This is a genomic window from Actinomadura vinacea, from assembly GCF_039532545.1.
Taxonomy (GTDB): Bacteria; Actinomycetota; Actinomycetes; order Streptosporangiales; family Streptosporangiaceae; genus Spirillospora; species Spirillospora vinacea.
Window position 1 is genome coordinate 123,940 of sequence record NZ_BAAARW010000030.1, and the last position, 24,973, is coordinate 148,912.

Sequence of the window (24,973 nt, forward strand, 5' to 3'; positions counted from 1 at the left end):
GCAGACCGCACCCCGTTCCAGGCGCGCCGACGCGTGCCAGGGTCCGGTCATGGAAGAGATCTCGCACGCGGATTTGTTCTCCCTCGCCGGCCGTACCGCGCTGGTCACCGGCGGCACGTCCGGCATCGGCGCCGAGGCGGCCAGGACCCTGCTGGCCGCGGGCGCGAAGGTCGCGGTCCTCTCCCGGGACGCCGGACGGGCGAAGCGGGCGGCCGCGGACCTGGGCGCGGACGGCGCCACCGCGCTCGGCCTGGCCTGCGACGTCACCGACGAGGAGCAGGTGGACGAGGCCGTCGCGGAGGTCGTGCGGCAGTGGGGCCGGCTGGACGTCCTGGTCACCAGCGCGGGGCGGCTGGCCCGGGGCTCGGTCGCGGACCTGCCCACCGCGGACCTGCACGGCTGCTTCGCCACCAACGTGTTCGGCACCTGGTACGCCTGCCGCGCCGCGGCCCGCGCGATGACGGCCGCCGGCACCGGGCGGATCGTCACGATCGGCTCGGTGCTCGGCGCGGTCGGGGCGCCGGAACGCGCCGCCTACGCGGCGTCCAAGGGCGCGGTCGTCCAGCTCACCAAGTCGCTGGCGCTGGAGCTGGCGGGCACCGGCGTCACCGCGAACTGCCTGCTTCCCGGCCCTATCCTGACCGAGATGAACGCCGGATCCCGGGACGACCCGGTGGCCAGGGCGTTCGTGGAGCGCGAGGTGCCGCTCGCGCGCTGGGGCGAGCCGCGCGACCTGGCCGGCGCGCTCCTGCTGCTGGCCTCGCCGGCGTCGGCGTTCGTCACCGGGACGGTGCTCGCGGTCGACGGCGGCTACCTCGCGCACTGACCCGGACAGGCCGCGGACCGGCCCGGGACACCCGCCGTCCACCCGGGGGACGAAGGCGTCCCGCTCAGTGGACCCAGGGCCATGCGTGCACGTCGGCACCCGCCTACGCTCGCCGGATCCGGCTCCACCCCGTTGACCGGCCTACCTGCAGGCTCCCCTAACTGCAGTCCCCCTTCGATCTATGAGGTGTTATGGAGGCACGGGCCAGGAGAAGGCGCCTCGTCGGCGTCCTCTCGCTCATCACCGCGCTGTGCACGCTGTCGGCGTGCAGCGGCGCCACCACCGACTCCGGCGGCGCCGCGGCCACCGGTCCCAAGATCCGCCTCGCCGTCGGGATCGACGCGGCGTACGCGCCCTTCTTCACCGCCGACGCCAAGGGGCTGTGGCGCAAGCACGGCCTGAACGTCGAGCTGGTGCAGTTCGGCCGGGGCGGCGAGGCCGTCGACGCGATCGCCGGCGGGCAGGTGCAGATGGCCGCCAGCTCCGACAGCACGACCATCGCCCAGTTCCCGCAGAACCCCGGGCTGCGCGCCCTGATGGTCTACCAGGAGTCCGGCCGGTACCTGAAGGTCGTCACCGGATCGAAGATCGCCAACCCGGCGCAGATCAAGAAGATGGCGGTCGTGCCCGGGCTGTCCGAGCTGGCCGCCACCCGCTTCCTGGAGTCCAAGAAGATCGACGTGAAGTCGGTGAAGTTCGTGACCGCCGACCCGCCGGAGATCCCGGCGCTGATGCAGAAGAACGAGGTCGACGCGTACGTACTCTGGGAGCCGTGGCCCGCCAAGGGCGTCGAGCTGGGCGGCAAGGTCCTGGAGCCGACCGGCGCCTACGGGCTCGCCTACCAGCAGTGGCTGATCACCGGTCAGCAGTGGCTGAGCGGCAACGAGGCCGTCGCGGTCAAGGTCGCCAAGGCGCTGGAGGAGGCGACCGGGCTGGTCGAGTCGGACCCGGCGGGAGCCGCCGAGGCGACCAAGAAGGCGGCCAAGGTCCCCACCGAGCAGACCCTGACCGCGATCAAGGAGATCGACTTCAAGGTCCGCGACATCGCCGCCGCCGACCTCAAGGGATACGAGAGCACGGCCGCGTGGTACGCGAGCACCGGCAAGGTCAAGTCCAAGCCGGACGTGACCGCGTCCGTGCTGCAGGGATGGGTGACCGCCAAGGTGAAGGGAACGGGATGACCAAGGCGATCAAGACGGGCCGCCGCCCGCCCGGCGGCGGCCCGGCGGGCGGGGCCGCCGCGGGCGGCACGGGCCCGGCCGGCGGGCACGGGGCCGCGGTGTCGGTCTCCGGCGTGGGCATCGGGTTCGGGTCCTTCCAGGCCGTCCAGGAGATCTCCCTGGACATCGCGGCCGGCGAGTTCCTGTGCCTGCTCGGGCCCAGCGGCTGCGGCAAGTCGACGCTGCTGTCGTCGCTGGCCGGGTTCGTCCCGGTGCGGCAGGGCCGGCTCACCGTGGACGGCACCGCCGTCACCGGCCCCGACCCCGGCCGCGGCATGGTGTTCCAGAGCAGCGAGGCGCTGTTCGACTGGATGACCGTCCGGCAGAACGTGGCGTTCGGGCCGCGCATGCGGGGCCGGTCGCGGGCCGAGCAGAAGAAGGTCGCCGACGAGTACCTGGGCCTGGTGGGGCTGCGGCACTGCGCCGACCGGTTCCCCGGGCAGCTGTCGGGCGGGATGCGGCAGCGCGTCCAGATCGCCCGGGTGCTGGCCAACGAGCCCCGCGTGGTGCTGATGGACGAGCCGTTCGGCGCCCTCGACGCGCAGACCCGGCAGGTGATGCAGGAGGAGATGGCCCGCATCTGGCAGGCGTCCGGATGCACCGTCGTGTTCGTCACCCACGACATCGACGAGGCGATCGTGCTGGCCGACCGGATCGCGGTGATGACCGCGGGCCCGGCCGCCACGATCAAGAACGTGTACCAGGTGGACCTGGCCCGGCCCCGCGACGACACGGCGCCGGAGTCGGTCGAGCTGCGCGCGGCGCTGCGCCGCGACATCGGCGAAGAAGTGCGCAAGGCCCTGCGGGAGCAGGGCGTCGAGGACCCGCCGGAGGACCCGGCGGACGGCCCGAGGGAGGAGCGATGACGGTGGCCTCGGCGGACGCGTCCGCCAAACCGTCCGTCGAGCGGCGCCCGCCGGGGGCGATGGCCGGACGGCTGCGCTCGATCGGCATGTTCGCGGTGTCGATCGTCGCCGGGATCGCGGTGTGGCAACTGCTGGCGATGAAGTACGGCTCGGGCCTGGTGGCCTCGCCGGGGCAGACGGTGTCGGCGGCCCGGGAACTGGCCGCCGACGGCACGCTGGGCAACTCGGTGATCGCCTCCAGCCGGCGGATCCTGATCGGCTGGGGCCTGGGCCTGGCCGTCGGCGTGCCGGTGGGCCTGCTCATGGGGCAGGTCCCGTTCATCCGCCGGCTGCTGGACCCCTACATCGAGTTCTTCCGCTTCATCCCGCCGGTCGCGTTCGTGACGCTGGCCGTGGTGTGGCTGGGCATCGGCGAGGCGTCCAAGGTGGTGCTGATCTTCTACACCGCGGTCTTCATCGTCACGCTCAACACCATCGCCGGGGTGCTGTCGGTGAACGAGACCAAGCTGCGCGCCGCGGCCAGCCTCGGCGCGGGCCGCTGGCAGGTGATGCGGAGCGTGGTGCTGCCCTCGACCGTGCCGCACATCGTGACCGGCGCGCGGCTGGCGATGGGCAACAGCTTCCTGACCATCGTGTCCGCGGAGATCGTCGCCGCACAGGTCGGGCTGGGCGCGCTCATCTGGACCTCGCGCAACTACGGCCGCATCGACTGGGTGTTCGTCGGGATCATCGTGCTGGGGATCCTGGGATTCGTGTTCGACCGGGTGCTGCGGATCGTGGCCGCCCGGGTGCTCAAGAGGTACGAGGTGCGGGTTTGAGCGGGAATCCGGAGCGCTCTCGGGCGCTCCTGCTGGAGGAGTTCGGGACGCTGCCGCGGCTGGTGGAACGGCCGGTCCCCGAGCGTCCGCCGGGCCACACGCTGGTCCGGGTGCTGGCCGCGCAGATCGGGCATCTCGATCTCAACGTCGTGGACGGGAGGTTCGGCGTCCTGCCGGACCTGCCGGCGGTGCCCGGCACCGAGGCCGCCGGGGTCGTGCTGGCCTCGGACGTCCACCCCGAAGGGATGCCGGTGCGGGTGCGCGGCGGCGGTGCCGGGCTGCGGCGGAACGGCGGCTGGGCCGAGCACGCGGTGCTGCGCGACTCGGCGGTCGTGCCCATCCCCGAGGGCACCGACCCGGCGCTGGCCTGCTGCTTCTTCTCGCCCGCCGGGACGGCCTGGGCGGCGGTCCACGCGGTCGCCGCGATCCGTCCCGGCGAGCGGGTCGCGGTGACCGGCGCGGCGGGCGCGGTCGGCGCGCTGACCGTGCAGGTCGCCGCGCGCGCCGGGGCGGAGGTGATCGGCGTGGTCGGCCGTCCGGCCAAGCTGCCGCACGTCCCGGCGCCGGGCAAGGCGGTGCTGGCCGCCGACCTGTCGGAGGAGGCGGTGGGCGGCCCGCTGGACGCGGTGATCGACACCGTCGGCGGCGCGGTCCTCACCACCGCGCTCGGGCTGGTCCGGGGGCGCGGACGGATCGCGCTGGTCGGCTACACCGCCGGCCGCGACTTCAGCGTCGACCTCGCCGACTTCCTGCTGAAGGACGTGTCGCTGCTGCCGGTCAACCTGATGACCCGGGGCGCGGAGGTCGCGGCGGACGCCGACCGGCTGCTGGCCGACATCAACTCGGGCGAGCTGACGCTGCCGATCGAGCGGTACCCGGCCGAGCGCCTGGCGGAGGCCGCCGAGCGGCTCCGCACAGGCGAGGCGGTCGGGAAGGTGGCGCTCGTTTTCGACTGAGGCGTTCAGCTGAGGACGACCACGGCACGGCCCCGGCAGCACAGGCTGCCGGGGCCTTCGCCGTCCGGGCGGGAGTGCTCTTCCAGGGCCAGGGTGATCTCGCCGGTCTCGGGGTCGACCGCCTCGACGACGCCGGACACCACGAGCCGGTCACCGGCGTAGGCGGGGGCGCGGTTCTGCCAGCCGACCGACAGCACCTCACCGGCTTCGCCCGCGAACGCCGCCGCGGCCCGGTAGAAGAGGCAGCCGTGCAGCTGCGCCATGACGACCGGGCCGTCCAGGCCCTCCGAGCGGGCGAACGCGGTGTCGTAGTGGATGCGGTGCGTGTTGCGGGTGACGGCCCCGAACCGCAGCAGCCTGATCTCGTCCGCGACCAGCTCCACCGGCGGCACCGGGGCACCCGGTTCGACATGACGACTCATCGGACGATGAACCTTTCGATGACCTCGATGAGCGGGCCGCGCTCGGTGCCGTAGGTCTTGGCGACCGTGAGCAGCAGGAAGCCCGCGCCCTTGCCCTTGCGTTCGACCGACTCCAGGACGCGCCGCACCTCCAGCCGCTCGCCCGGACGCGGCCGTCCCAGCCAGCGCACGTCCTGCCCGCCCGCCATGAGCCGCACGTCGAGCCCGTCGGTGCCGGGGACCTCGTCGCGGTACATGCCGTCCGGGCGGAACTCCGCGGGCTCGGCGCCGGGCGCGCCGCGCAGCAGGCTGACCGGGTACATCGGGTGGACGGCGAACCCGGGGTGGTCCGGATCGATCAGGTGCGGGGCGGTCTCGCCCGCCGCCCGCGCGAACTCGGCCGAGGCCTCGGCCGTCACCGCGCCGAGCGAACGGAGCTCCACCCTGCCGACCAGTTCCCGCGCCCGCTCCTCGGCCAGATCAAGAGCCCTGTTCGTCAGTCGGTCGGTCACTCGGCGAGCTCCGGCCGCTCGGAGACGATCCGCTCCCAGATGGGCTGGAAGCAGAACCAGCCGACCTCCTCGCCGCCCACCTGCTCGGCCGTCATCCGGGCGGTCTCCTCGTCCAGCGGGACCGGGTCCCCGGCCGCCCGCGCCATCAGCTCGGCCTGGAAGGACCGCTCCATCGTCACGAACCACCAGATCGCCGAATCGACCGTCCGGCCCACCGTGAGATGGCCGTGGTTGGCGAGGATCACCGCCTTGCCGTCCCCCAGCGACTCGGCGATCCGCCGCCCTTCCTCCGGGTCGAACACCACGCCGGTGTAGTCCTCGTGGAAGGAGTGCGAGCCGTGGAAGGCGCAGGCGTCCTGGGTGAGCGGCGCCAGCGTCCGGTGCAGGGACGAGAACGACTTGCCGTGCGGGCCGTGCGCGTGCACCGCGCCGACCACGTCGGGACGGGCCCGGTGCACCTCCGAATGGATGGCGAACGCCGCCTGGTTGAGCGGTCCCTCCCCCTCCACGACCTTGCCCTCGTCGTTCACCAGCAGCAGGTCGCCGGGCAGGATCGCGCCGAAGTAGCGGCCGAACGGGGCCGTCCAGAAATGGTCGGTCAGCTCGGGGTCGCGGGCGGTGATGTGCCCGGCGATGCCCTCGTCCAGCCCGAACCGCGCCAGCACCCGGTAGCCCGCGGCGACCCGCCGCTTGCGGTGGGCCCGCTCCTCGGCGGCCGTCGGGAAGACGGGCGGGGCGGGGATGTTCGCCAGTTCCTCGGCCAGGGCCTGCGCGGCGGCCTCGTCGGCGATCGTCATATGCTGCCTCCCTCTCCGGCTCCTACCGCGAAGGCTAGGCGCGGCGGCCGCGGGCGGGCCATTCGCCCGGCCCGCTCAGCGGACCGGAGCGCTTGGAACGGACCGCCCCTCCCCGGCACCATCCGATCATGGACCTCATGCAGATCCGGCCGGCGCCGGAGGGCAAGTACGCGGAAGCGGACGGCGTCAGCTACCACTACATCGAGCTGGGTGAGGGCAGTCCCACGATCTTCCTGCACGGCGGCGGGCCGGGCTGCACCGGCTGGTCGGACTTCGGGCAGGTGTCGCCGCTGTTCGCCGCCGACCGGCGGGTCCTCCTGGTCGACATCCTGCAGTACGGCAAGTCCGAGAAGACCGTGATCAAGGGCCCCATGTGGGACTTCCACGCGGCCAAGACGGTGGCGCTCATGGACACCCTGGGCATCGACCGCGCCGACTTCGTCTGCAACTCCTGGGGCGGGACGATCGCCCTCAACCTCGCGGCCCGCTACCCCGAGCGGGTGCGGTCGCTGGTCATCACCGGCAGCCAGCCCGTCTGGCACGGCCCGCTCGCGCCGCTGCCGGAGAACGGGCACCGCGGCCGCAAGGCCCGCGACATCTACTTCGGCGGCACCGGCCCGTCCTGGGAGAAGATGCGCGAGCTGATCGCGCGGCTGGAGTGGTACGACGCCGACGCCATCCCCGACGCCACCGTGACCATGCGGTACGAGCAGAGCATCGACCCCGAGGAGGTCGCCCTGGCCGGGGCCTCCGACGACCCGCGCGGCGAGTGGCAGGAACTCGCGGACGTGCTTCCCACCATCCAGGCGCCGACCCTGTTCATGTGGGGCATGTACGACGCGTTCCTCACCCCCGACTACCCGCTGATGCTCGCCCGCATGATCCCGAAGGGCAACCTGCACGTGATGGACCGCGCGTCCCACCACCTCCAGGAGGAACGCCCGGCCGACTACTTCAGCGTCGTGACCGGCTTCCTGAACCAGGGGCACTGAACGTGACCGAGGCTCCGGTGCGCGTCGTCGAGCTGTCCAGCCCGTTCACCCGCTTCGCGGGCAGGCTGCTGGTGGGGCTCGGGCACGAGGTGGTCCTGGTCGAACCGCCCGAGGGCGACCCGACCCGGCGAGAGCTGGACGGCTGGTCGTTCGCCCACTGGCACGCGGGCAAGCGCTCGGTCGTCCTCGAACCCGGCGACGCGGCCGGACTGCGGCGGCTGCTGGAGACCGCCGACGTCCTGCTCGACGGCACCCGGGAAGGCGCGGACGGCCTCGATCATCTGGTGCACGTCCGGGTCACGCCGTTCGGATGCGACGGCCCGCGCGCCGGCTGGCAGGGCGGCGACCTGGTGGTGGCGGCCCTGGGCGGCATGCTCGCGCAGGTCGGCGACCCGGACGGCCCGCCGCTCACGCTCCCGGAGAACCAGGCCGAGCAGCTGGCGGGCGTGCACGCCGCGATCGCCGTCGAACTGGGCCTGCGGGCAGGCCGCGGGCAGCTCATCGACGTCTCCGCACAGGAGTGCGTCGCCGCGAGCCTGGAGGCGGGCACCCTGGCCTACCTGCACGCCGACCGGGTGCCACCGCGTCCCGGACGGGTGCACCCGCTGGTGCCGCACGGCCTGTTCCGCGCCGCCGACGGCCATCTCGGCGGCGGGCTGGGCGGCAGCCCCCGCATGTGGGACGGCCTGCTCGCCTGGCTGGTCGAGGAGAACGCGCAGGCCGACCTCGACGAGCCGCGCTGGCAGGATCCCGTCGAACGCAAGAAGCACCAGGAACACGTGTTCGAGGTCGTCCAGGCGTTCGCGGCCAAGTGGCCCAAGGCCGCGTTCGCCGAGGAGGCCCAGGCCAGGAAGCTGCCGTGGGCGGCCGTGGAACGTCCCGAGGAGATGCCCGCCAACCCGCAGCTCCTCGCCCGCGACTTCTTCCTCCGGGCCGAGTCCGGCGGCGTGGAGCGGACCGACCTCGGCTTCCCTTTCGCCTTTCCCGAAGGCCGCCGCGTCGCGTCCCTCAAGGTCGCCGAGCCGGGCGCCGACCAGGGGCTGCTCGACGCCTCCCGCGAGCCCGGCCAAGCTGACGGGCCGCGTTCGGACGCGCCCGCGCTGACCGGGGTGCGGGTCCTGGATCTGACATGGGTGCTCGCGGGGCCGTACTGTACAAAGGTGCTGGCAGACCACGGTGCCGAAGTGATCAAGGTGGAGTCGGAGACCCGTCCCGACCCCACCCGGTTCGCACCGTTCATGCACCTGTCGCGGGGCTCGCACACCGATCCGAACGGCAACGGCTACTTCAACGAGGTCAATCGCAACAAGCGCAGCGTCGCGCTCGGCCTGCGCTCGGACGAGGGCCTGGCCGTGCTGCGCGAGCTGATCGCCGCCAGCGACGTCGTGGTGGAGAACTTCAGCTCCACGGTCATGAAGAAGATGGGCCTCGGCTACGAAACGCTGCGCGAGCTCAGGCCGGACATCGTCTACGTGAGCATGTCGGGCATGGGCCACACCGGGCCGCGCAACGGGTGGGTGTCGTACGCCGACACCGTCTCCGCGAGTTCCGGGCTAACCGGAATGACCGGGTGGTCGTCCGACGACGTGGTCGGCGTGATCTACGGCCATGGCGACATCGTCGCCGGCCTGCACGCCGCGCTCGCCACCGTCGCCGCGCTGGAGCACCGCGACCGGACCGGGCACGGGCAGCACATCGACCTCTCCCAGCTGGAGGCGATGGCCGCCCACATGGGCACCAGCGTGATCGCGCCGGTCCCGCCGGAGCCGCGCGGCAACACCCACCCGTCCTGGAGCCCGCAGGGCGTGTACCGGTGCCTCGGGCCCGACCGGTGGCTGGCCGTCAGCGTCCGCTCCGACGCCGAACGGGCAGCGCTCGCCGCCCTGCTCGGCGCCGGCGACCTCGCCCTCGACGAGGCCCTCGCCGCCTGGGCCCGCACCATGCCCGCCGACGCCGCCGCCGAACTCCTGCAGGAGCACGGGATCGCCGCCGGAGCCGTGCAGAACGGCCAGGACCTGGTCGAGCACGACCCCCAGCTGCGGGCTCGCGGCTTCTACGTGCGGGCCGAGCACCCGGTCGCGGGCGCGTTCCTCCACGAGGGCACCCCGATCCGGCTGGGCCGCACGCCCGGCGGGATCCGCCGCGCCGCACCAGTGCTGGGCGCCGACACCGACACAGTCCTCCGCGAGATCGCCGGCCTGTCCGAGGAGCGGATCCGGCGTCTCCACGACGCCGGGGTGCTTCGTTGACGGACGGCGCCACCACCATCCCGGCCCTCCTCACGGCCGCGGTGGAGCGCCACGCCGACCGCCCGTTCCTGCACGCGGACGGGGTGACGCGGACCTACCGGCAGACGGCCGAGGTCGCCGCCCGGACGGCCGGGGCGCTCGCCGCCCGCGGAGTCCGGAGCGGCGACCGGGTCGCGATCATGGCGGCGAACAGCCTGGGCTTCGTCGACCTCTTCCTCGGCTGCGCCTGGCTCGGGGCGGTCCTCGTGCCGCTCAACACCGGGCTGCGCGGCCACGGGCTCCGGCACGCGCTGGCCGTCGCCGAACCGGCGTTCCTCGCCACCGACAAGGAACACGCCTCACGCGTCACCGGCTTCAAGGGGACACACTGGATCCTCGACCATGACGAGGCCGAGCCGATCCCGCCCGCACCAATCCGCCCCGAGGACACCGCGGCCATCCTCTTCACCTCGGGCACCACGGGCTACTCGCGCGGGGTCCGCTGCCCGCAGGCCCAGTTCGGCTGGTGGGGCCGCAACGTCGCCGACGCACTCCAGCTGACCCGCGACGACGTCCTCTACACCTGCCTGCCGCTGTTCCACACCAACGCCCTCAACGCGCTCGCCCAGGCCATGGTCTCCGGAGCGTCCTACGCGCTCGGCCCGCACTTCTCCGCCTCCCGCTACTGGACGCACGTCGCCGAAGCGGGCGCCACCGTCGTCTACCTGCTCGGCGCCATGGTCCCCATGCTGATGGCCCAGGCACCGGGCCCGCAGGACCGCGCCCACCGCGCCTGGCGCGCCCTCGCCCCCGCCACCCCCGCCCCGCTCTGGGAGCCGTTCCGGGAACGGTTCGGCGTCACGCTCGTCGACGGCTTCGGATCGACCGAGACGAACATGGTCATCGGAACCTCCGTCGCCGACGCCCGCCCCGGCTACATGGGCACCGTCCGGGACGGGTACTCGGCCAAGGTCGTCGACGAGCACCTCGCCCCGGTCCCGGACGGCACGCCCGGCGAACTCGTCGTCCGCAGCCACCTGCCCCTGGCCTTCTCCACCGGCTACCTCGGCGAGCCCGCCGAACCGCCCGACTCGTGGCGGCGGACCGGCGACCGCGTCGTCCGCGACCCCGACGGCCGGTACCGCTTCGTCGACCGGATCAAGGACGTCATCAGGCGGCGCGGGGAGAACATCTCCTCCCACGAGGTCGAGGCCGCCGTCCGCTCCCACCCGTCGGTCGCCGAGGCCGCCGCGTTCCCCGTCCCCTCCGACCTGGCCGAGGACGAGGTCATGGTCGCCGTCCTCGTCCGCCCCGGGCACTCGCTCGACCCCGCCGACCTCGTCCGGCACAGCGAGCGCGAGCTACCGCCGTTCGCCGTCCCCCGCTACGTCGAGATCATGCCGGACCTCCCCCTCACCGAAACCGGCAAGATCCGCAAAGCATCCCTCCGCACCCGCGGCGTCACCCCCGCGACCTGGCACCGCTACTGAGAGCGTCAAAGTAGCCGACGACAGGCCCCACGGTGAGCAAGCCGCTGCCCGCGCCCGCCGGGCTCAGAGATCGTGGCGCCCTTCCTTCACGGCGGTGAGGAGCTCCAACAAGGCGTCCCAACGGCACGCCTGCTGCGTGTCAACCTGTCCAGGTGATGTCGAAGACTCGGATGATCTCGGCCGTGTCGTCGACGTAGAAGGAGACCAGGCCGTAGGTGCCGAAGATGACTTGGCGGTATTCGGGCTCGTCGTTGGCGAGGGCCATCGCGTCCCAAGGGCGCTCGGCAACATCGGCGAGGGAGCTCACCAGGGCGCCGAAGGCTTCGGGGGCAGACCGGCGATTTGGGCGAGTGCAGTCGCGTGCAACTCGACGCGGTGGCTCAACTAGCGCCGTCTGTGCGCTAGGTCCAGCCTGGAATCGCCTCGTCTGCGGGGGTGAAGACGGCCGGGTCGCCCGTGCGGGCTTGCCGTGCTCGTTCGGCGAAGTCGGGGCGGGCGTATGCGGTGGCACGCATGTGCCAGAGGCGGAGGACCTCTTGGAGTTGGCGGTAGCGCCAGAGTTCGTGTGCGGCGTCGGCGCTGCGGTAGTCCTGGTTGACCTCCTCCCCCTCGTGAACGAGGGGGATTCCAGCCCGTGGCCTCAAGAGAGGAGGACAGGTTGAGGTTCGCGGTTCGTTCGCCCCGGCAACCCGGGGCGTCCCCGCGCAGCGACGGCCGGTCCGGCCGCCGCGCACACGAATATGAGTCTGGTCTCGTGGGCGATGTTGCGTGCCGCGTTCACATCGGCGTTGCCGGCGTGGCCGCAGGACCGGCACCGGAAACGCGCTTGGCTCTCGCGCGCCTCCCGATCCCTGATCCCGCACGCCGAGCAGCGCTGCGAGGTGTACGCGGGATCGATCCTGTGGACCCGGCCGGGGGCCTTGTGCTCCAGCCGCTCCACCAGGGCACCCCAACCGCTGGCCAGGATGCCCCGATTCAGCCCCGCCTTGGCGGCGACATTGCGTCCCGGGTGCTCGAGGGTGCCCTTGGCGGAGCGGGTCATGCCCCGGGTGTTGAGGTCCTCGACACCGATCACGTCGAACTCGCGGGCCAGCGTCGTGGTGGTCTGCTCCACCCAGTTCTTGCGGCGGTCGCTCTGGCGGGCTCTGAGGCGGGCGAGCGCGGCCTTGAGTCTGGCGCGGCGGCGGGAGCCGCGCCGGGCGCGACCCAGCTTGCGGGCCAGCAGCTCCAGGCGTCGTGTCTCTCCGGGCGTGAGGCCGGGAACCTTCAGCAACTCCCCGGTCGACAGGGCGGCACTGACGGCCACGCCCCGGTCCACCCCGACCACGCTCCCGTCACCAGAGCCGGGAACCGGGTCAGGGAGGTGCGCGAACGCCACATGCCAGCGCCCGGACCGATCACGGGTGACCCGGTAGGACTTCACACCCTCCGGCACCGGCCGCGACAGGCGGAACCTCACCCATCCGCACTTGGGCACCAGCACCGCACCCCCACTTATGCGACAACCGTTTGACCTGGTGGGGTTTGAGGCCGACCTGGCGGAACCCCTCGTGCACGCCTTGCTTGCGCCAGGTGGGACGGCGGTGGGTACCGGCGAAGAAGTTGCTCATCGCCTGCGCGAAGTCACGCAGCGCCTGCTGCTGCACGGTCTGGGAACCGGCCCGCAGCCACTCGAACTCGGCGCGGGCCGCGGTGAGCTGCCGGGACTGCTCTTTGTAGCCGGGTGCCCTCCCCCGGTGCCGGGACCAGAAGCCGTGTTGCTCGACCGCCAGGTTCCACACGTACCGGGCGTGCGCGCAATCCCCGAGCAGGACCTGCTCCTGCTCGGGGGTGGGGTCCAGGCGGTAACGCGGCACGAGGCGATCGTAGCGTGCACGCTCGAACACAGGGACGAAAACGTGCTGGATAGTGCCTGGTCTGTCAACGGACAATCGCCCCGGGGGGCGAATCTCCTGTCCCTTCCCTGCTCCGCAGAAGTCCGATTCCTCCCCTGCCTCAAGCTCAAGGCCGGGGTTTCCTCGGAGGTCCTTTGATGAACCGGTCCCGCCCGTCATGGGGCAGCCTGCGGATGATGTCTTCCGGCTCGAGCGGGCCATGATCGAGTGGCTCAGCCGTCATGACGCGCCCTCTTCAGCGCTCAGTCCCCTGCCAGCTCTCACCATGCGGCTACGGGCTGTGGAGTCCGGTAGAGGGCCCAACCGAGCGTTCGAAGCGGTGGCGCCACTGGTGAGCGGTCGTCGTCTGCCCCGCGCTACGGAGCCGGGAAGTACAGCACGGAAGTACTGCAACGAAGGCGTACGACTGCTGGCACCGGTGACCATGCGCAGCCGGATCTACCAGCGATGGCGACGATCATGGGCGGCCGGTTTCTTCGTCACAGAAGGTTGCCCTGTCCCTGAGCGGTCCACCGGCGCCACCCAGGCCCGGTGACAGCACCCCCGGGATCACGCCTGCGGCAGGGGTTTGAGTCATCCGGGCCGGGTGACCTGGCTCCCCACCGACCAGCGGCCGGTGGGGACGTGCGCTCATCTACGTCCTCGCTGTCAGGAGAGGCGGCGGCGGGTCCACCAGAAGCAGAACGCCGCCAGGCCCAGGGAGAGCACGATATAGATCCCGGTTTCGAGCCACTGGAAGGCCCAGAAGCGGCTGGACGGGTGGTAGGTCACCTGCTGCCGGTAGCCGAGCCGCTCGATCTGGGCGAGGCATGTCTCTGGGCCCTCCGGGGACGGGGGGCAGGGCCCGGGGATGGTCTCGACTGCGCGTCCGGACCGGTCGACGGTGTGGCTGGACCGCAGCCAGCCACCTGTTGGCGCGTTCACGGTCACGCGCAGGCGCCGGTCGTCGCCGAGGATGAGCGAGTCCAGGTTCGACATGCTGACCACGGTGGTCGTGCTGGTGGGCGAGAGCAGGTGGGGGCGGACCAGCAGCGGCATGGCGACCTGGACGGCGGCGAAGGCGGCCAGGGTGATGGCCATGGCGGGCAGGGTGCGGCGGACCAGCATCCCGATGGTCACGCCGAGGGCGAAGGCGAAGGCCGCGTAGCCGATGGGGACGATGCCGCGCGTGCCGAACACCAGCGGTGCAATCCGCGCGAAGTCCTCGGGGTTGGTCTTGTCGATGGGAGCGGCCCACCAGGTCACCGCGAGGCTGCCCAGTCCCGCGGCGGTCATGGCGGCCAGGCCGGTGAGGCCCAGCTTGACGGCCAGCCAGCGGGTTCGGGTGATGCTCTGCTGCCACACCAGGCGGTGCGTGCCGGCCTCCAGCTCGCGGGTGATCAGCGGCGCTCCCCAGAAGAGCCCGATGATCGCGGGCAGGACCAGGGCGACGGCGCTGACGGCCAGGAAGGCGTTCTGGTTGGCGCCGAAGAGCTGGTCGAAGATCCTCCTGCAGTCGTCGCTCTGGGCGGCGCAGGAGGCGCTCGCGGTGGAGTACTCGTCGGCCAGGCCCGGACCGGTCAGGCCGAGGACGGCGGCGAGCACGGCGAGGGCGGCGGCCATCATCGCGGCTCCGGCGCGGAACTGCCGCCAGGTCAGCCAGATCATCGCTGCACCTCCAGGGTGGGGCGGCGGCCGTTGTCGGCGGGCCGGTCCATGTAGGCCAGGACGAGGTCTTCGAGGCCGATCTGGCTGACCGTCCAGGCGGGGTCGTGGATCGGGGCGTCGGTGCGGATGATGAAGGTGCTCTGCCGGTCGGTGTGGCTGGCGGACACGACGTGCTGGTCGGCGGGGAGCCGGCCGGGGTCGCGGCGCGGGCCGGTGAGCCGGTGGTGGGTGGCGAGCAGTTCCTCGACCTCTCCGGCCACCCGGACGCGGGATTCGACGAGCACGACCAGGTAGTCGCAGGCTCGTTCCAGGTCGGAGACCAGGTGCGAGGAGAGCACCACGCTGAGCCGGTGTTCGGCGACGGCCTCCAGCAGGCCCTGCATGAACTCGCGGCGGGCCAGCGGGTCGAGCGCGGCGACCGGCTCGTCCAGGATCAGCAGCTCGGGCCGCTTGGCGATACCGATGGTGAGGGCGAGCTGGGCGCGCTGGCCGCCCGACAGCCTGCCCGCCTTGCGCGCGGGGTCGAGGCCGAGCCGTTCGATCCGGTCCCGTGCCAGCGCGTCGTCCCACCCGGGGTTGAGCCTGGCGCCCAGCTTCAGATGGTCGGCAACGCTCAGCCCCGCGTAGGTGGGGGTGTCCTGGGCGACGAACCCGACCTTGGCCAGCTGAGCCGGGACGGCGCCGGGACGTCCGCCGAGCACGGTGATGCTGCCGGCGGACGGCGCCAGCTGGCCGCTCGCCAGGTTGAGCAGGGTGGTCTTGCCCGCTCCGTTGGGACCGACGAGTCCCACGACGTGCCCAGACGGGATGTCCAGGGTGCAGTCGGTCAGCGCCCAGCGGCGGCCGTACTTCTTGCCCAGGCCCTGGGCCTGCAGGACGGCGGTCATGCTATGTCCTCCTGAGCGGCGGACCGAAAGGTCGTCATGAACAACGCCTCGATGCTCTCCTCGTCGAGGCCGGACCGGCGGGCCTTGGCCAGCCAGCTCCGCAGCTCCCGCCGCAGCGGCTCGTGGGCGGCCAGCGAGGCGTCGGTGAGCGTGGCGGTCACGAACGTCCCCAAGCCCGGCCGCGCGGCGACCATGCCCTCGTGCTCCAGTTCGCGGTACGCCTTGAGCACCGTGTTCGGGTTGATCGCCAGCTGTGCGACGACCTCCTTGACCGTGGGGAGCTGGTCGCCCTCCCTCAGCAGCCCGAGCCGTAGGGCCTGCCGCACCTGCCGGACGAGCTGCTGGTACGGCGACACCCCCGAACGGCCGTCCAGGTGAAACTCGATCACGCCGAGCCTCCTCTATTTATCTAGTTAGCTATCACAATATGATGCTAGCAAGATCAGGGTGTCAAGCCGGAGCGGGGCCCCAGTCGCTTCCGCAGGTCGGCGACCAGCGCCTCCAACACGGAATTCCGCTGCGCCTGCACCGCGATCAGCGTGTCCTGCGGAGGGGATAACCCCTCTCCAGCCAGACAGCAGGGGTGCTCTAGGCGTCGCGCATGCGTAGCAGTAGGCCGCCGGCCGCGAGCGCGGCGGCGGCCCACCCGGCGGTCACGCCGAGGCCGGCCCAGGGGCTGATGGGCAGGCTGCCGAGATCGGTGGTGGCCTGGACGGCGAGCCCGGCGCTCATCGGCGCGATCTTCTCGAGCAGGCGCTGCCAGTGCGGATCGCTGATGGTCTGGGAGACGATGGGGACGATGTAGAGCAGGCCGAGGACGATCCCGATGCTGGTGGCGGAGTCCCGCACGGCGGTCGCTGTACCGAGGCTCAGAAGGCCGATCAGAATCAGGTAGAGGACCGTCCCGACGGCCGCGCGCAGCGTCGGCCCGTCGGCCAGGGACAGGGCCTGGTCGCCGACGTCGGGCAGGATGAGCCGCCCGGCGAGCACCGACCCGAGGACGGCGACCGTTCCGCCGACGGCCACGACGCCGGTGAGAGTGATGGCCTTGGCCGCGAAGACGGTGGCTCGCCGCGGCACCGCCGTCAGGGTGGTGCGGATCATGCCCGAGCCGTACTCCCCGCTGATGATCAGCACTGCCAGGATCGCGACCGGCGCCTGGCCGATGTAGACGCCCATAAGGCTGAGCTTGGTCGTGTCACCGCCGCAGCCACCGGCTGTGCAGTTCACCACCGAGGTCGCCCCGATGCTCAGGGCCGCCGTCGCCGCGACGGTACCGAGCAGCAGCCATAGAGGGCCGGCGACGGTCCGCAGCTTCGTCCATTCCGCGTGCAATGCCGGTCTCATGCGTCCCTCCTGTTGAGAAGGACGGCGGCCACGGCCAGGCTTGCCATCGCGTAGCCGGCCAGCACGGCGAACCCGGCCCATGGCGCCAGCGGGTAGTAGCCGTAGTACGGCGTGTAATTGCTTGCGACCTGGTCATACCGCACAAGCGTCTGCTGGACGGCAAAGGCCGCCCCCGGCGTCACCCGGGCCAGCCAGTTCGACACGCTCGCGGGCACGAACGGGATGGCGGTCAGCATGTAGGGCAGCACAATGGCCACGATGACGGTGGTGACCGCGCCCGCACTGTGCCGGAAGATGGTGCCGACGGAGAGGGCCAGGACCGAGGCGGTCGCGAGCAGCGCCGCGGTCCCGAGCGCCACCCGCAGTTCGGTCGAGGACGACACCGGGAAAATGTAGACGCCGTTGCCCCGGGCGAGCCGCTCACCGAGCGGAGTCGCGAGGATCGCCCCCGCCAGCCCGGCGACGAAGGTGACGGCCCACAACACGATCGCCTTGGCCACCAGCACCCGGCTCCGCCTCGGACTCGCGGCCAGGGTGAGGTGGATCATCTTGTTCCGGTACTCCGCGGTGATGAACAGCGCCCCCACGACGATCACTGCGACCAGCGCGGCGAACGTGCCGGTGAGGATGTCCCGGAGGTGGCCGCCGGTCGGCAGGCTGTCGCGGACGGCGGGCGCTATGTCGCCGGCACCGGTCACCGTGAACCGGGCGTCGGATCCCGTGAACGAACCCGAGGCGTTCTCCGGGTAGCCGGCGAAGCTGGGAGATTCGGCGCCCACCTGATCGCCTGTCCAGTCGCCGCCGGCCCAGCCCCCCTGGGTACGAAGATCCCCGAAGGTGGCCGTGGACACACTGCCGGCCGTGCCCCCGCCGCCCACGGCAGGCGGAGATGCGACGAACAGCCCGCCTTGCGCGGTCGGTCCGAGGCCGCTCACATGCACAGTGCCCACCCTGGTCCAGTGCGTGCCGTCGGCGGAGGCATGGCCGGTGATCGCATCGCCCGAGCGATCCAGCCGCAGCCAGCGGGGGGACCCGGCGGAGACCGGACCGGAGGGGCCGGCCGTGTCGTTGACGTAGCCGTCCTGCATCCGCACGCCGTGGCTGCCGGTGGCCATGATCGCCGCGTAGGGTGCTCCCTGGCGGGTGCTCTCCTTGATGATGAGCCCGGCCTTCGCCCACGGCACGGTGCCGGGCCTCAGGTCCCCGGGGCCCTCGGGGATGCTGCTCTTGAGCGCGGAGACGGAGACGGTGATGCTGCCGTTTCCGGCGAGCGGCCGGTGCACGAAGTAGAAGCTGTCGGTGACCGGCTCACCGCCCGGTCCGATCGGAACGGGCGGTGCACCCTTCTGGTTGCTGCTGACCCCTGTGAGCAGGGCGAACAGCACCACCATCAGTGCCGCCGCCATCAAGCCGGTCACCCAGCCCCGGACCGTCCGGAACTTGGTCCATTCCGCGTGCAGCAACTGGCGGAAGCCGTCCCGCCCGACCCGTTGGCCGGGGCGGTACGGCGTCATGGCGGGGGTCACCGCGACACCTCCGACGGCGTCGCGGCGCGGAACTCGACCGCGTCGCGGGTGAGCTCGATGTAGACCTCTTCCAGCGTGGCGCGGTGCGCTGATACCTCCGAGAACGGGACCGCGCCCTGGTTGAGCAATGCCACGATGCGATCCGCCGCCAGGCCGGAGACGGTAATGGTGTCCCGGCCGGTGGCCGCCACGGCAGCGCCCGCATGCCCGAGCACCGTCATCGCGTCCGGCCGGGCCGTGGTGCGCACGGCCACCCGGTTCCCGGACGCGGCCGCGATCAGGTCGGCCACGCCGGCGTCGGCGATGGCCCTGCCGCGCCCGGCCACGACGAGGTGGTCGGCGGTGTCCTGCAACTCGCTCATCAGGTGGCTGGACACCAGGACGGCGCGGCCCTGAGCGGCCAGCGACCGCAGGAAGCCACGCATCCAGATGATGCTCTCCGGGTCCATGCCGTTGAACGGCTCATCGAGCATGATGATCGGCGGGTCGCCCAGCAGGGCCGCGGCGACCCCGAGCCGCTGCCGCATGCCGAGCGAGTAGCCGCCGGCCTTGCGCCGGGCCGCCGAGGCCAGGCCGACCTGCTCGATCACCTGGTCCACCCGCCGCGCGGCCAGGCCCTGTGAATGTGCCAGCCAGAGCAGGTGGTCACGAGCGCTCCGGCCGGGGTGCAGCGCCGCCGCGTCCAGCAGTGAACCGATGTGCCTCAGCGGATGCCGAAGGCTGTGGTACGGCCTCCCCCCGATGAGCGCGGTGCCCGCATCGACCGCGTCAAGGCCGAGGATCACCCGCATACTGGTGGACTTCCCGGCCCCGTTCGGCCCCACGAAGCCGGTCACCAGCCCGGGCCGGACGGTGAAGGACATGCCGTCGAGGGCTCGGGTCGCCCCGTACCGCTTGTGCAGCCCGGCGACGACGATCTCTGCGGCGCTCGGTGAGCAGCCGGTTCGGTGTGGTCTCATGCGGGCCGTTGTACAAGGCGCCTGGTTCCCGCCCGGTCTCAGCCGCTGCGACCTGGTTGGAACCTGCCACCTGGCATCGTTGAGTCCATGGCACCTCGAACCGGCAGCCCGCCCCGCCGCCCTTCTCCTACGACAGGCGGTGGTCTGCAGTGAGGGTTCTGGTGGTCGAGGACTTCGAGGTGCTGGCCCGCTCGATCGGCACCGGGCTGCGCCGCGAGGGTATGGCCGTCGATGTCGTGCTGGACGGGACCGACGCCCTTGGCCGCCTGGCCGTCACCCGCTATGACGTGGTCATCCTCGACCGCGACCTGCCCGGCGTCGGCGGCGACGACATCTGCCGGCGACTCGCCGCCGACCGCACCGACAGCCGCGTGCTGATGCTGACCGCGGCCGGCACGATCGAAGACCGCGTCGAGGGGCTCAGTCTCGGCGCGGACGACTACCTGCCCAAGCCGTTCGCCTTCGCCGAACTGGTCGCGCGCGTCCGTGCCCTGGCCCGGCGGGCCACCCCGCCGCTTCCTCCCACCCTCTCCTGCGGGGACATCACCCTGGACCCGGCTCGCCGGGCGGCGTTCCGCGCCGGCCGGCGTCTCGAGCTCAGCCCGAAGGAGTTCGCGCTCCTTGAATGCCTGCTCGCCTCGCCTGGCCTGGTCCTGCCCGCCGAGGAACTACTCGAACGAGTCTGGGACGAAGCGGCCGACCCCTTCACCTCTGCGGTCAAGCACACCATGCACCGGCTGCGGGCCAAACTCGGCGACCCGCCAGTGATCGCGACCATCCGCGAAGGCGGCTACCGGATCGGGCCGCCATGACCGACCTCCGACCGCTCCCCAGACGGTCCCTGCAGGCCCGGCTCGCGCTCTTCTACGCCGCGGGCATCTTCGTCGCCGGGATCGTGGTCCTCGCCGTCGTCACCATCCCCCTGGTCGGCATGCAGTCAACCGTTCCCGCCCGCAGCTCAGCGCCAGGCGCGATCACCGGCACCGGGCAGGGGATCGGCCCGCACCGGCTCCTCGTCGGCTCCGCCGTCGCGATCGCCATCCTCATCCCCATCGCCCTCGCCGCCGGCTGGTTCGTCGCCGGCCGCTTCCTCAGACCCCTGCGGGCCATCACCGCCACCGCCACCGCCATCTCCGCCGGAAACCTCCACCAGCGCCTCGACCTCGGCGAACCCGCCGACGAGCTGACCGAACTGGGCCGCATCCTCGACGACCTCTTCGCCCGGCTCCAAGCATCCTTCGACGCCCAACGACACTTCGTCGCCAACGCCTCCCACGAGCTGCGCACCCCCCTCGCCGGCCTGCGCACCCTCCTCGAAGTCGCCCTCGCCGACCCCGGCGCCAACGCCGACACCCTGCGCTCGGCCTGCCAGGAGGCCCTCGACCTCGGCGGACACCAGGAACGGCTCGTCCAGGCACTGCTCGCCCTGGCCACCAGCGAGCGCGGCGTCACCCGCTGCGACACCCTCGACCTCGCCCAAGTCGTCCGAGGAGTGCTCGCATCCCGCCGCGACCAAGCAGCAGAAAAAGGCGTTGACCTCGCCGAACATCTAACGCCCGCAGTGACGGCCGGGGACCCGAGACTGATCGAAAGCCTCATCGCCAACCTCATCGACAACGCCATCCGCCACAACCACCCAGACGGGCACGTAGAGATCACCACTCAGACCTCTGGCACGCGGGCGACCCTGACGATCACCAACGGCGGGCCGGTCATCCCCGGCAACCAGATTCAGCGCCTCTTCCAACCCTTCCAGAGACTGGCGCACGACCGTAACAGCCGCCGCGGCGGCTACGGTCTCGGCCTCGCCATCGTCAACGCCGTCGCCCAAGCTCACCAGGCCACCCTCACCGCCAGCGCGCGCCCCGAAGGCGGCCTGGCCATCACCGTGCGGTTCGCACACCCATCTCCCCCGAACCCCCCATAGGTCAGGCGTCGAGTGCGGCGAGGTAGTCGGAGACCGGGCCCAGGGTGAGCAGGCCGCTGCCCGCGCCCGCCAGCTCGCCTGCCGCGGGGGCGAGCTCGTGGCGCGCCCGCCGCATCGTCTCCGTGTCGCCGACCGCGATGGCCGCCCGTGCTGTGAGGCACCACAGGGCCTCGAACAGCAGGTCGCGGGGCGGTTCGGGGACGTCCCGCAGCGCCCCCGCGGCCTCGGCGGGACGGTCCTGCGCCAGCAGCACCAGGGGACGGGCCCACGGCTCGTACGGGCCCCAGTCCCCGTCCGCGGGGGCGGGCAGATCGTGCCGCACGCGCAGGCACAGCAGCGCGAGCGGCAGCAGGCCGTGCTTCACGCCGGGCATCCCGGCGCCGTCCAGCAGTTCGGCGGCGTCCCGGTAGGCCGCCTCGGCTTCGGATGCCCGGCCGGTCTCGGCGAGCCGCAGCGCGCCGTACCACCGGGTGAAGACGCCCACCAGCGGCAGCTCGTGGCGCTCGGCCAGCCGGTCCGCGGCGGACGCGTGCCGGTCCGCCGCGGCGAAGTCCCCGAGCGCGCCGCGCGCCTGAATCCGGATCAGGTGCCCGAGCACCTCGAACGCGGTCAGGCCGTGCCGGGCCGACAGGGCGACCAGTTCGGCGCCGATGCCGTCCCGGCGCGCGGCCAGACCGGCACGTTCGAAGCTCTGCATGAACACGCCGTTGAGGACGAACGCCAGCAGCGCCGGGTCGTCCAGGCGGCGGGCGATCTCCTCGGCCCGGCGGGCGGCCTCCGGGCCGCGGACCGCACGGGTGCCGCGCGACTCCAGCGCGATCGTGGCCAGCAGCCGCGCCCGCGCCGACTCGGGCGCCCCGGGCGGCAGCCCCGCCAGGGCGCGTTCGGCCGCGGCGACGATCCGCGCCGCCTGCCGCGGATCGTCCGAGCGGGTCCAGATCGCCGGGACGTCGTAGGCGCCGATCACCCGGGCGGTCAGTTCGGGGTCGCCGAGCTCCTCGGCCGCGGTCACGGCGGCCAGGCGGTGCTCGCGGGCGGCCTCCAGCCCGGTGCCGCCGGTCACGGCGAGATTGCGCAGCAGGCCCACGGTCGACTCCAGCCGGGCCCGCGCCCCGGACGGCACGGCGCGGTCGTAGACGGCCGCCGTCTGCGCCCAAACCCGAGCCGCCACGCCCTCGGCGTCCAGGTGGGGGGCCTGGTTGAGGATGTCGGTCTCCAGCCGGCGCAGCGGCGCCCCAGGGTCCATGCCCAGCCGCTCGACCAGCAGCGTCCTGGCCCGGCGCAGGACGGCGAGCGCGTCGCCCTGGCGTCCGGTGCGGTACAGCGCGAGCGCGAGGAGCCGCCAGGCGTCCTCGCGCCAGGGGTGTTCGGCGACGTGCGCGTCCAACTCGGGCACCGCCTCGGCGGCCCGGCCCAGCGCCAGCCGGAACTCGGCCTGCCGCTCGACGGCGTGCAGCCGCAGTTCGGCCAGCCGGGACCGGTCCGCACGCGCCCACGGCTGGTCGGCGAACTCGGCGTACGCGGGTCCGCGCCACCGGCCGAGCGCCTCCGCCAGCCGTGCCAGCCCGTCCTCGGGCGGCAGCGTCGCGGCGGTGGCCACCTCACGTTCGAAGAGCCAGGCGTCCACCGCGTCGGGCCCGGCGCGCAGCGCGTACCCCGGCCCCTCGGTGACCAGCAGCCGGGACGGGGCGCGCGGCGGACGGTCGGGCTCCAGGGCACGGCGCAGGGCGGCCACGAACGTGCGCACCGCGCCCACCGCTCCGGGCGGCGGATCGTCCCAGAGGTCGTCGACCAGGAGCCCGACCGGGACGACCCGGCCGCGGGCGATGATCAGCCGGGCCAGCACTTCGCGGTGCCGCGGCCCCTTCAGGGCGATCGCGTTCCCGGCGCCGTCCCAGGCCGTCACCGGCCCCAGCACCCCGAACACGGCCCCCACGGTAGCGCGCTGACCGAATGCTCATTCGCGCCCGGCAGCCTGGAGCCATGGACGAAATCATGATCCCCGTCGCCGACGGCGTGTCCCTGAACGCCGCCGCCGGCGGCTCCGGGAGCCCGATCGTGCTGCTGCACGGCTTCCCGCAGACCCGCCTGATGTGGCGGCACGTCGCCGCCGACCTGGCGGCCGACCACACCGTGATCTGCCCAGACCTGCGCGGCTACGGGGCCAGCGACAAGCCGGAGGGCGACTACTCCAAGCGCACCATGGCCGCCGACATCGTCGCCCTCGCCCACGCACTCGGCCACGACCGCTTCGCGCTGGCCGGGCACGACCGGGGCGCCCTGGTCGCCTTCCGCGCCGGCCTGGACCATCCCGAGACGATCACCCACCTGGCCTGCCTCGACGTGCTCCCCACGCTGGACATGTGGGACGTCATGCGCGGCCGGACCGCCGCCGTCGGCTTCCACCTGTACCTGATGGCCCAGCCGCCGGGCCTGCCCGAACGGATGATCGCCGCCGACCCGGACGCGTTCTTCGGCCATTTCCTCGACATCTGGGCCAACGCCCCGTTCCCCGCCGACGTCCGCGCCGCCTACCTGGACGCCTGCCGCGCCGCCGTCCCGTCGATCGTCGCCGACTACCGCGCCTCAGCGGGCATCGACGTCGAGCACGACCAGGCCGACCGGGACGCCGGCAACCGGCTGGCGATGCCCGTCACCGTGCTCCAGCAGGACTGGGGCGCGGCCCTCGGTTTCGACGCGGCGGCGCTGTGGCGCGCGTGGGCGCCCGACCTGCGGCACCTCACCGTCGACCACGGCCACTTCATGGCCGAGGAGGCCCCCGCCGACGTGGCCAAGGCCCTGCGCGACCTCCTCACCCGCTAAACGGTGGGCTCGGCGCGGAGCAGGCGCAGGAAGGCCCTGATCCCGCTGATCACTTCCTGGTCGTCGGTGAGCTGCGCGACGGTGTCCTCGAACCGCCGCCCCAGCGCGTCCAGCCGCCGGTGCAGCTGCGACACCGCGAGATCGAAGTCGTCCAGCCGCCGGCCCTGGGCGAGGTCGGCCTCGTGGAGCTGCTCGGTGGTCTGCCGCAGCTGCTCGGCCCGGAACTCCAGGAGCGTGAGCCGCTCTTTCACCGCCAGGACGTCGTCGCGCGGGTGGCGCGTCTCCCGGAGCATCGTCCCGAGCCGCTCGCGCAGGTGGACGAACCAGGCGTGCACCGGCCGGAAGAACGTGCTCACAAGGTAGAAGCCGACGAAGTAGTACCCGACGACCGCCCCGGAGAAGTAGGTGATCACCGCGGCGAGGGCGGCGGACAGGACGTGCGCGCCCACGGCCGCCGCCCGCACCCGCACGGCGATCCGGCGCGCCTCCTCCTCCCGCCCCTGAGGCGCCTCCAGCCCCCTTTCCCGGCTCGTCCGGATCTCCCCGATCACCCGCCGGGCCTGGAAGTACACGTTCCACGGCACGGTGAGCAGCACCACCAGCCAGGCAAGGCACAGCGCCCCCGCCCCCAAGGACAGCACCACCGCCAACGGCACATCGGCCACCAGGACCAGCACGACCGCGCCGACAACGGCGAGCACGCCGATGAGGAACACATACTTGAACACGGTCGGCCTCCCTCGGCTCGCTTCCCGTCCGGCCATCCTCGCCGCACCGGCCCGCCCGCGTGGTGAGCGCACGTACTCAACAGCCCTGAGCGCCCCTACTCACCTGCCTTGTGAAGGGCTCTCTGCTT

General features: G+C 72.5%; 26 protein-coding genes. 11 read left to right on the top strand and 15 right to left on the bottom strand.

The features are described 5' to 3' along the window. Positions 1 to 49: 49 nt before the first annotated feature. The 5 genes from ABD340_RS36940 (at position 50) to ABD340_RS36960 (ending at position 4,686) form a co-directional block, all read left to right on the top strand. The gene (locus ABD340_RS36940; RefSeq protein WP_344595483.1) at positions 50 to 826 is read left to right on the top strand and encodes an SDR family NAD(P)-dependent oxidoreductase; all 777 of its coding nucleotides are present in this window, start codon (positions 50 to 52) and stop codon (positions 824 to 826) included. A 191-nt stretch (positions 827 to 1,017) separates the two neighbouring features. Further along, positions 1,018 to 2,007 (top strand): ABC transporter substrate-binding protein, encoded by a 990-nt coding sequence (locus ABD340_RS36945; protein WP_344595484.1) that lies wholly within the window; start codon positions 1,018 to 1,020, stop codon positions 2,005 to 2,007. Then, positions 2,004 to 2,912 carry an ABC transporter ATP-binding protein gene (locus ABD340_RS36950; protein ID WP_344595486.1) on the top strand — a complete coding sequence of 303 codons (909 nt, stop codon included), beginning with the start codon at positions 2,004 to 2,006 and terminating at the stop codon, positions 2,910 to 2,912. Before ABD340_RS36945 ends, ABD340_RS36950 begins: the two co-directional genes overlap by 4 nt. Next, positions 2,909 to 3,730 (top strand): ABC transporter permease, encoded by an 822-nt coding sequence (locus ABD340_RS36955; protein WP_344595488.1) that lies wholly within the window; start codon positions 2,909 to 2,911, stop codon positions 3,728 to 3,730. Before ABD340_RS36950 ends, ABD340_RS36955 begins: the two co-directional genes overlap by 4 nt. Beyond that, on the top strand, positions 3,727 to 4,686 hold the full coding sequence (locus tag ABD340_RS36960) for a quinone oxidoreductase family protein (protein WP_344595490.1): 960 nt from the start codon (positions 3,727 to 3,729) through the stop codon (positions 4,684 to 4,686). Before ABD340_RS36955 ends, ABD340_RS36960 begins: the two co-directional genes overlap by 4 nt. Before the next feature lie 5 nt (positions 4,687 to 4,691). On the opposite strand, the gene ABD340_RS36965 is transcribed toward ABD340_RS36960, so the two are convergent. Genes ABD340_RS36965 through ABD340_RS36975 form a run of 3 tightly spaced genes read right to left on the bottom strand, consistent with a single transcriptional unit; the run spans position 4,692 to position 6,396 of the window. After that, on the bottom strand, positions 4,692 to 5,108 hold the full coding sequence (locus ABD340_RS36965) for a hotdog family protein (RefSeq protein ID WP_344595491.1): 417 nt from the start codon (positions 5,106 to 5,108) through the stop codon (positions 4,692 to 4,694). Further along, the gene (locus ABD340_RS36970) at positions 5,105 to 5,599 is read right to left on the bottom strand and encodes an FAS1-like dehydratase domain-containing protein (protein ID WP_344595493.1); all 495 of its coding nucleotides are present in this window, start codon (positions 5,597 to 5,599) and stop codon (positions 5,105 to 5,107) included. Before ABD340_RS36970 ends, ABD340_RS36965 begins: the two co-directional genes overlap by 4 nt. After that, positions 5,596 to 6,396, bottom strand: coding sequence for a class II aldolase/adducin family protein (locus tag ABD340_RS36975; protein WP_344595495.1), 801 nt, complete (start codon positions 6,394 to 6,396; stop codon positions 5,596 to 5,598). The genes ABD340_RS36970 and ABD340_RS36975 overlap by 4 nt, the downstream gene beginning before the upstream one ends. A 128-nt stretch (positions 6,397 to 6,524) precedes the next feature. Between ABD340_RS36975 and ABD340_RS36980 the strand changes: the two genes are divergently transcribed. Genes ABD340_RS36980 through ABD340_RS36990 form a run of 3 tightly spaced genes read left to right on the top strand, consistent with a single transcriptional unit; the run spans position 6,525 to position 11,106 of the window. After that, on the top strand, positions 6,525 to 7,388 hold the full coding sequence (locus tag ABD340_RS36980; protein ID WP_344595496.1) for an alpha/beta fold hydrolase: 864 nt from the start codon (positions 6,525 to 6,527) through the stop codon (positions 7,386 to 7,388). A 2-nt stretch (positions 7,389 to 7,390) separates the two neighbouring features. Next, positions 7,391 to 9,637: a CaiB/BaiF CoA-transferase family protein gene (locus ABD340_RS36985; protein WP_344595498.1), complete on the top strand. Its 2,247-nt coding sequence runs from the start codon at positions 7,391 to 7,393 to the stop codon at positions 9,635 to 9,637. After that, complete coding sequence (locus tag ABD340_RS36990; RefSeq protein WP_344595500.1) at positions 9,634 to 11,106, top strand: AMP-binding protein; 1,473 nt, start codon at positions 9,634 to 9,636, stop codon at positions 11,104 to 11,106. Before ABD340_RS36985 ends, ABD340_RS36990 begins: the two co-directional genes overlap by 4 nt. 139 nt (positions 11,107 to 11,245) lie before the next feature. Here the strand turns inward: ABD340_RS36990 and ABD340_RS36995 are convergent, their stop codons facing one another. The 10 genes from ABD340_RS36995 to ABD340_RS37040 all read right to left on the bottom strand — a co-directional run bounded on the left by ABD340_RS36995 (position 11,246) and on the right by ABD340_RS37040 (position 19,367). Beyond that, complete coding sequence (locus ABD340_RS36995; protein ID WP_344595501.1) at positions 11,246 to 11,413, bottom strand: hypothetical protein; 168 nt, start codon at positions 11,411 to 11,413, stop codon at positions 11,246 to 11,248. 94 nt (positions 11,414 to 11,507) lie between these two features. Continuing rightward, positions 11,508 to 11,750, bottom strand: coding sequence for a DUF6247 family protein (locus ABD340_RS37000; RefSeq protein ID WP_344595503.1), 243 nt, complete (start codon positions 11,748 to 11,750; stop codon positions 11,508 to 11,510). Continuing rightward, positions 11,747 to 12,589 (bottom strand): RNA-guided endonuclease InsQ/TnpB family protein, encoded by an 843-nt coding sequence (locus tag ABD340_RS37005; protein ID WP_344595505.1) that lies wholly within the window; start codon positions 12,587 to 12,589, stop codon positions 11,747 to 11,749. The genes ABD340_RS37000 and ABD340_RS37005 overlap by 4 nt, the downstream gene beginning before the upstream one ends. Then, the gene (locus ABD340_RS37010; RefSeq protein ID WP_344595506.1) at positions 12,504 to 12,962 is read right to left on the bottom strand and encodes a helix-turn-helix domain-containing protein; all 459 of its coding nucleotides are present in this window, start codon (positions 12,960 to 12,962) and stop codon (positions 12,504 to 12,506) included. The genes ABD340_RS37005 and ABD340_RS37010 overlap by 86 nt, the downstream gene beginning before the upstream one ends. A gap of 687 nt (positions 12,963 to 13,649) precedes the next feature. Further along, positions 13,650 to 14,648 carry an ABC transporter permease gene (locus ABD340_RS37015; RefSeq protein ID WP_344595507.1) on the bottom strand — a complete coding sequence of 333 codons (999 nt, stop codon included), beginning with the start codon at positions 14,646 to 14,648 and terminating at the stop codon, positions 13,650 to 13,652. Then, positions 14,645 to 15,535, bottom strand: coding sequence for an ABC transporter ATP-binding protein (locus ABD340_RS37020; RefSeq protein ID WP_344595508.1), 891 nt, complete (start codon positions 15,533 to 15,535; stop codon positions 14,645 to 14,647). The genes ABD340_RS37015 and ABD340_RS37020 overlap by 4 nt, the downstream gene beginning before the upstream one ends. Further along, entirely contained in the window at positions 15,532 to 15,924 is a 393-nt protein-coding gene (locus ABD340_RS37025; protein ID WP_344595509.1) for a GntR family transcriptional regulator, read from the bottom strand. Before ABD340_RS37025 ends, ABD340_RS37020 begins: the two co-directional genes overlap by 4 nt. A 199-nt stretch (positions 15,925 to 16,123) precedes the next feature. Next, positions 16,124 to 16,882: an ABC transporter permease subunit gene (locus tag ABD340_RS37030; protein WP_344595511.1), complete on the bottom strand. Its 759-nt coding sequence runs from the start codon at positions 16,880 to 16,882 to the stop codon at positions 16,124 to 16,126. After that, positions 16,879 to 18,408, bottom strand: a complete 1,530-nt coding sequence (locus ABD340_RS37035) for an ABC transporter permease subunit (RefSeq protein WP_344595513.1) — start codon at positions 18,406 to 18,408, stop codon at positions 16,879 to 16,881. The genes ABD340_RS37030 and ABD340_RS37035 overlap by 4 nt, the downstream gene beginning before the upstream one ends. After that, positions 18,405 to 19,367 carry an ABC transporter ATP-binding protein gene (locus tag ABD340_RS37040; protein WP_344595514.1) on the bottom strand — a complete coding sequence of 321 codons (963 nt, stop codon included), beginning with the start codon at positions 19,365 to 19,367 and terminating at the stop codon, positions 18,405 to 18,407. Before ABD340_RS37040 ends, ABD340_RS37035 begins: the two co-directional genes overlap by 4 nt. Positions 19,368 to 19,516: 149 nt before the next feature. Between ABD340_RS37040 and ABD340_RS37045 the strand changes: the two genes are divergently transcribed. Both ABD340_RS37045 and ABD340_RS37050 read left to right on the top strand, forming a co-directional pair. Continuing rightward, a complete protein-coding gene (locus ABD340_RS37045; RefSeq protein ID WP_344595515.1) occupies positions 19,517 to 20,179 on the top strand; it encodes a response regulator transcription factor in 663 nt (220 codons plus the stop codon). Beyond that, on the top strand, positions 20,176 to 21,294 hold the full coding sequence (locus tag ABD340_RS37050; RefSeq protein WP_344595516.1) for a sensor histidine kinase: 1,119 nt from the start codon (positions 20,176 to 20,178) through the stop codon (positions 21,292 to 21,294). Before ABD340_RS37045 ends, ABD340_RS37050 begins: the two co-directional genes overlap by 4 nt. Position 21,295: 1 nt before the next feature. Here the strand turns inward: ABD340_RS37050 and ABD340_RS37055 are convergent, their stop codons facing one another. Further along, complete coding sequence (locus ABD340_RS37055) at positions 21,296 to 23,230, bottom strand: AfsR/SARP family transcriptional regulator (protein WP_344595517.1); 1,935 nt, start codon at positions 23,228 to 23,230, stop codon at positions 21,296 to 21,298. A gap of 47 nt (positions 23,231 to 23,277) precedes the next feature. Between ABD340_RS37055 and ABD340_RS37060 the strand changes: the two genes are divergently transcribed. Further along, a complete protein-coding gene (locus ABD340_RS37060) occupies positions 23,278 to 24,117 on the top strand; it encodes an alpha/beta fold hydrolase (RefSeq protein WP_344595518.1) in 840 nt (279 codons plus the stop codon). On the opposite strand, the gene ABD340_RS37065 is transcribed toward ABD340_RS37060, so the two are convergent. Next, on the bottom strand, positions 24,114 to 24,845 hold the full coding sequence (locus ABD340_RS37065) for a hypothetical protein (RefSeq protein WP_344595520.1): 732 nt from the start codon (positions 24,843 to 24,845) through the stop codon (positions 24,114 to 24,116). The two genes, ABD340_RS37060 and ABD340_RS37065, sit on opposite strands and share 4 nt — an antisense overlap. Positions 24,846 to 24,973 lie beyond the last annotated feature (128 nt).

What these genes read in the sequence shown, in the direction of transcription:
- ABD340_RS36940 (WP_344595483.1), top strand. Translation starts at nt 50, where the DNA reads ATGGAAGAGATCTCGCACGCGGATTTGTTCTCCCTCGCCGGCCGTACC.
- ABD340_RS36945 (WP_344595484.1), top strand. Translation starts at nt 1,018, where the DNA reads ATGGAGGCACGGGCCAGGAGAAGGCGCCTCGTCGGCGTCCTCTCGCTC.
- ABD340_RS36950 (WP_344595486.1), top strand. Translation starts at nt 2,004, where the DNA reads ATGACCAAGGCGATCAAGACGGGCCGCCGCCCGCCCGGCGGCGGCCCG.
- ABD340_RS36955 (WP_344595488.1), top strand. Translation starts at nt 2,909, where the DNA reads ATGACGGTGGCCTCGGCGGACGCGTCCGCCAAACCGTCCGTCGAGCGG.
- ABD340_RS36965 (WP_344595491.1), bottom strand. Translation starts at nt 5,108, where the DNA reads ATGAGTCGTCATGTCGAACCGGGTGCCCCGGTGCCGCCGGTGGAGCTG.
- ABD340_RS36975 (WP_344595495.1), bottom strand. Translation starts at nt 6,396, where the DNA reads ATGACGATCGCCGACGAGGCCGCCGCGCAGGCCCTGGCCGAGGAACTG.
- ABD340_RS36980 (WP_344595496.1), top strand. Translation starts at nt 6,525, where the DNA reads ATGGACCTCATGCAGATCCGGCCGGCGCCGGAGGGCAAGTACGCGGAA.
- ABD340_RS37015 (WP_344595507.1), bottom strand. Translation starts at nt 14,648, where the DNA reads ATGATCTGGCTGACCTGGCGGCAGTTCCGCGCCGGAGCCGCGATGATG.
- ABD340_RS37020 (WP_344595508.1), bottom strand. Translation starts at nt 15,535, where the DNA reads ATGACCGCCGTCCTGCAGGCCCAGGGCCTGGGCAAGAAGTACGGCCGC.
- ABD340_RS37030 (WP_344595511.1), bottom strand. Translation starts at nt 16,882, where the DNA reads ATGAGACCGGCATTGCACGCGGAATGGACGAAGCTGCGGACCGTCGCC.
- ABD340_RS37040 (WP_344595514.1), bottom strand. Translation starts at nt 19,367, where the DNA reads ATGAGACCACACCGAACCGGCTGCTCACCGAGCGCCGCAGAGATCGTC.
- ABD340_RS37050 (WP_344595516.1), top strand. Translation starts at nt 20,176, where the DNA reads ATGACCGACCTCCGACCGCTCCCCAGACGGTCCCTGCAGGCCCGGCTC.
- ABD340_RS37060 (WP_344595518.1), top strand. Translation starts at nt 23,278, where the DNA reads ATGGACGAAATCATGATCCCCGTCGCCGACGGCGTGTCCCTGAACGCC.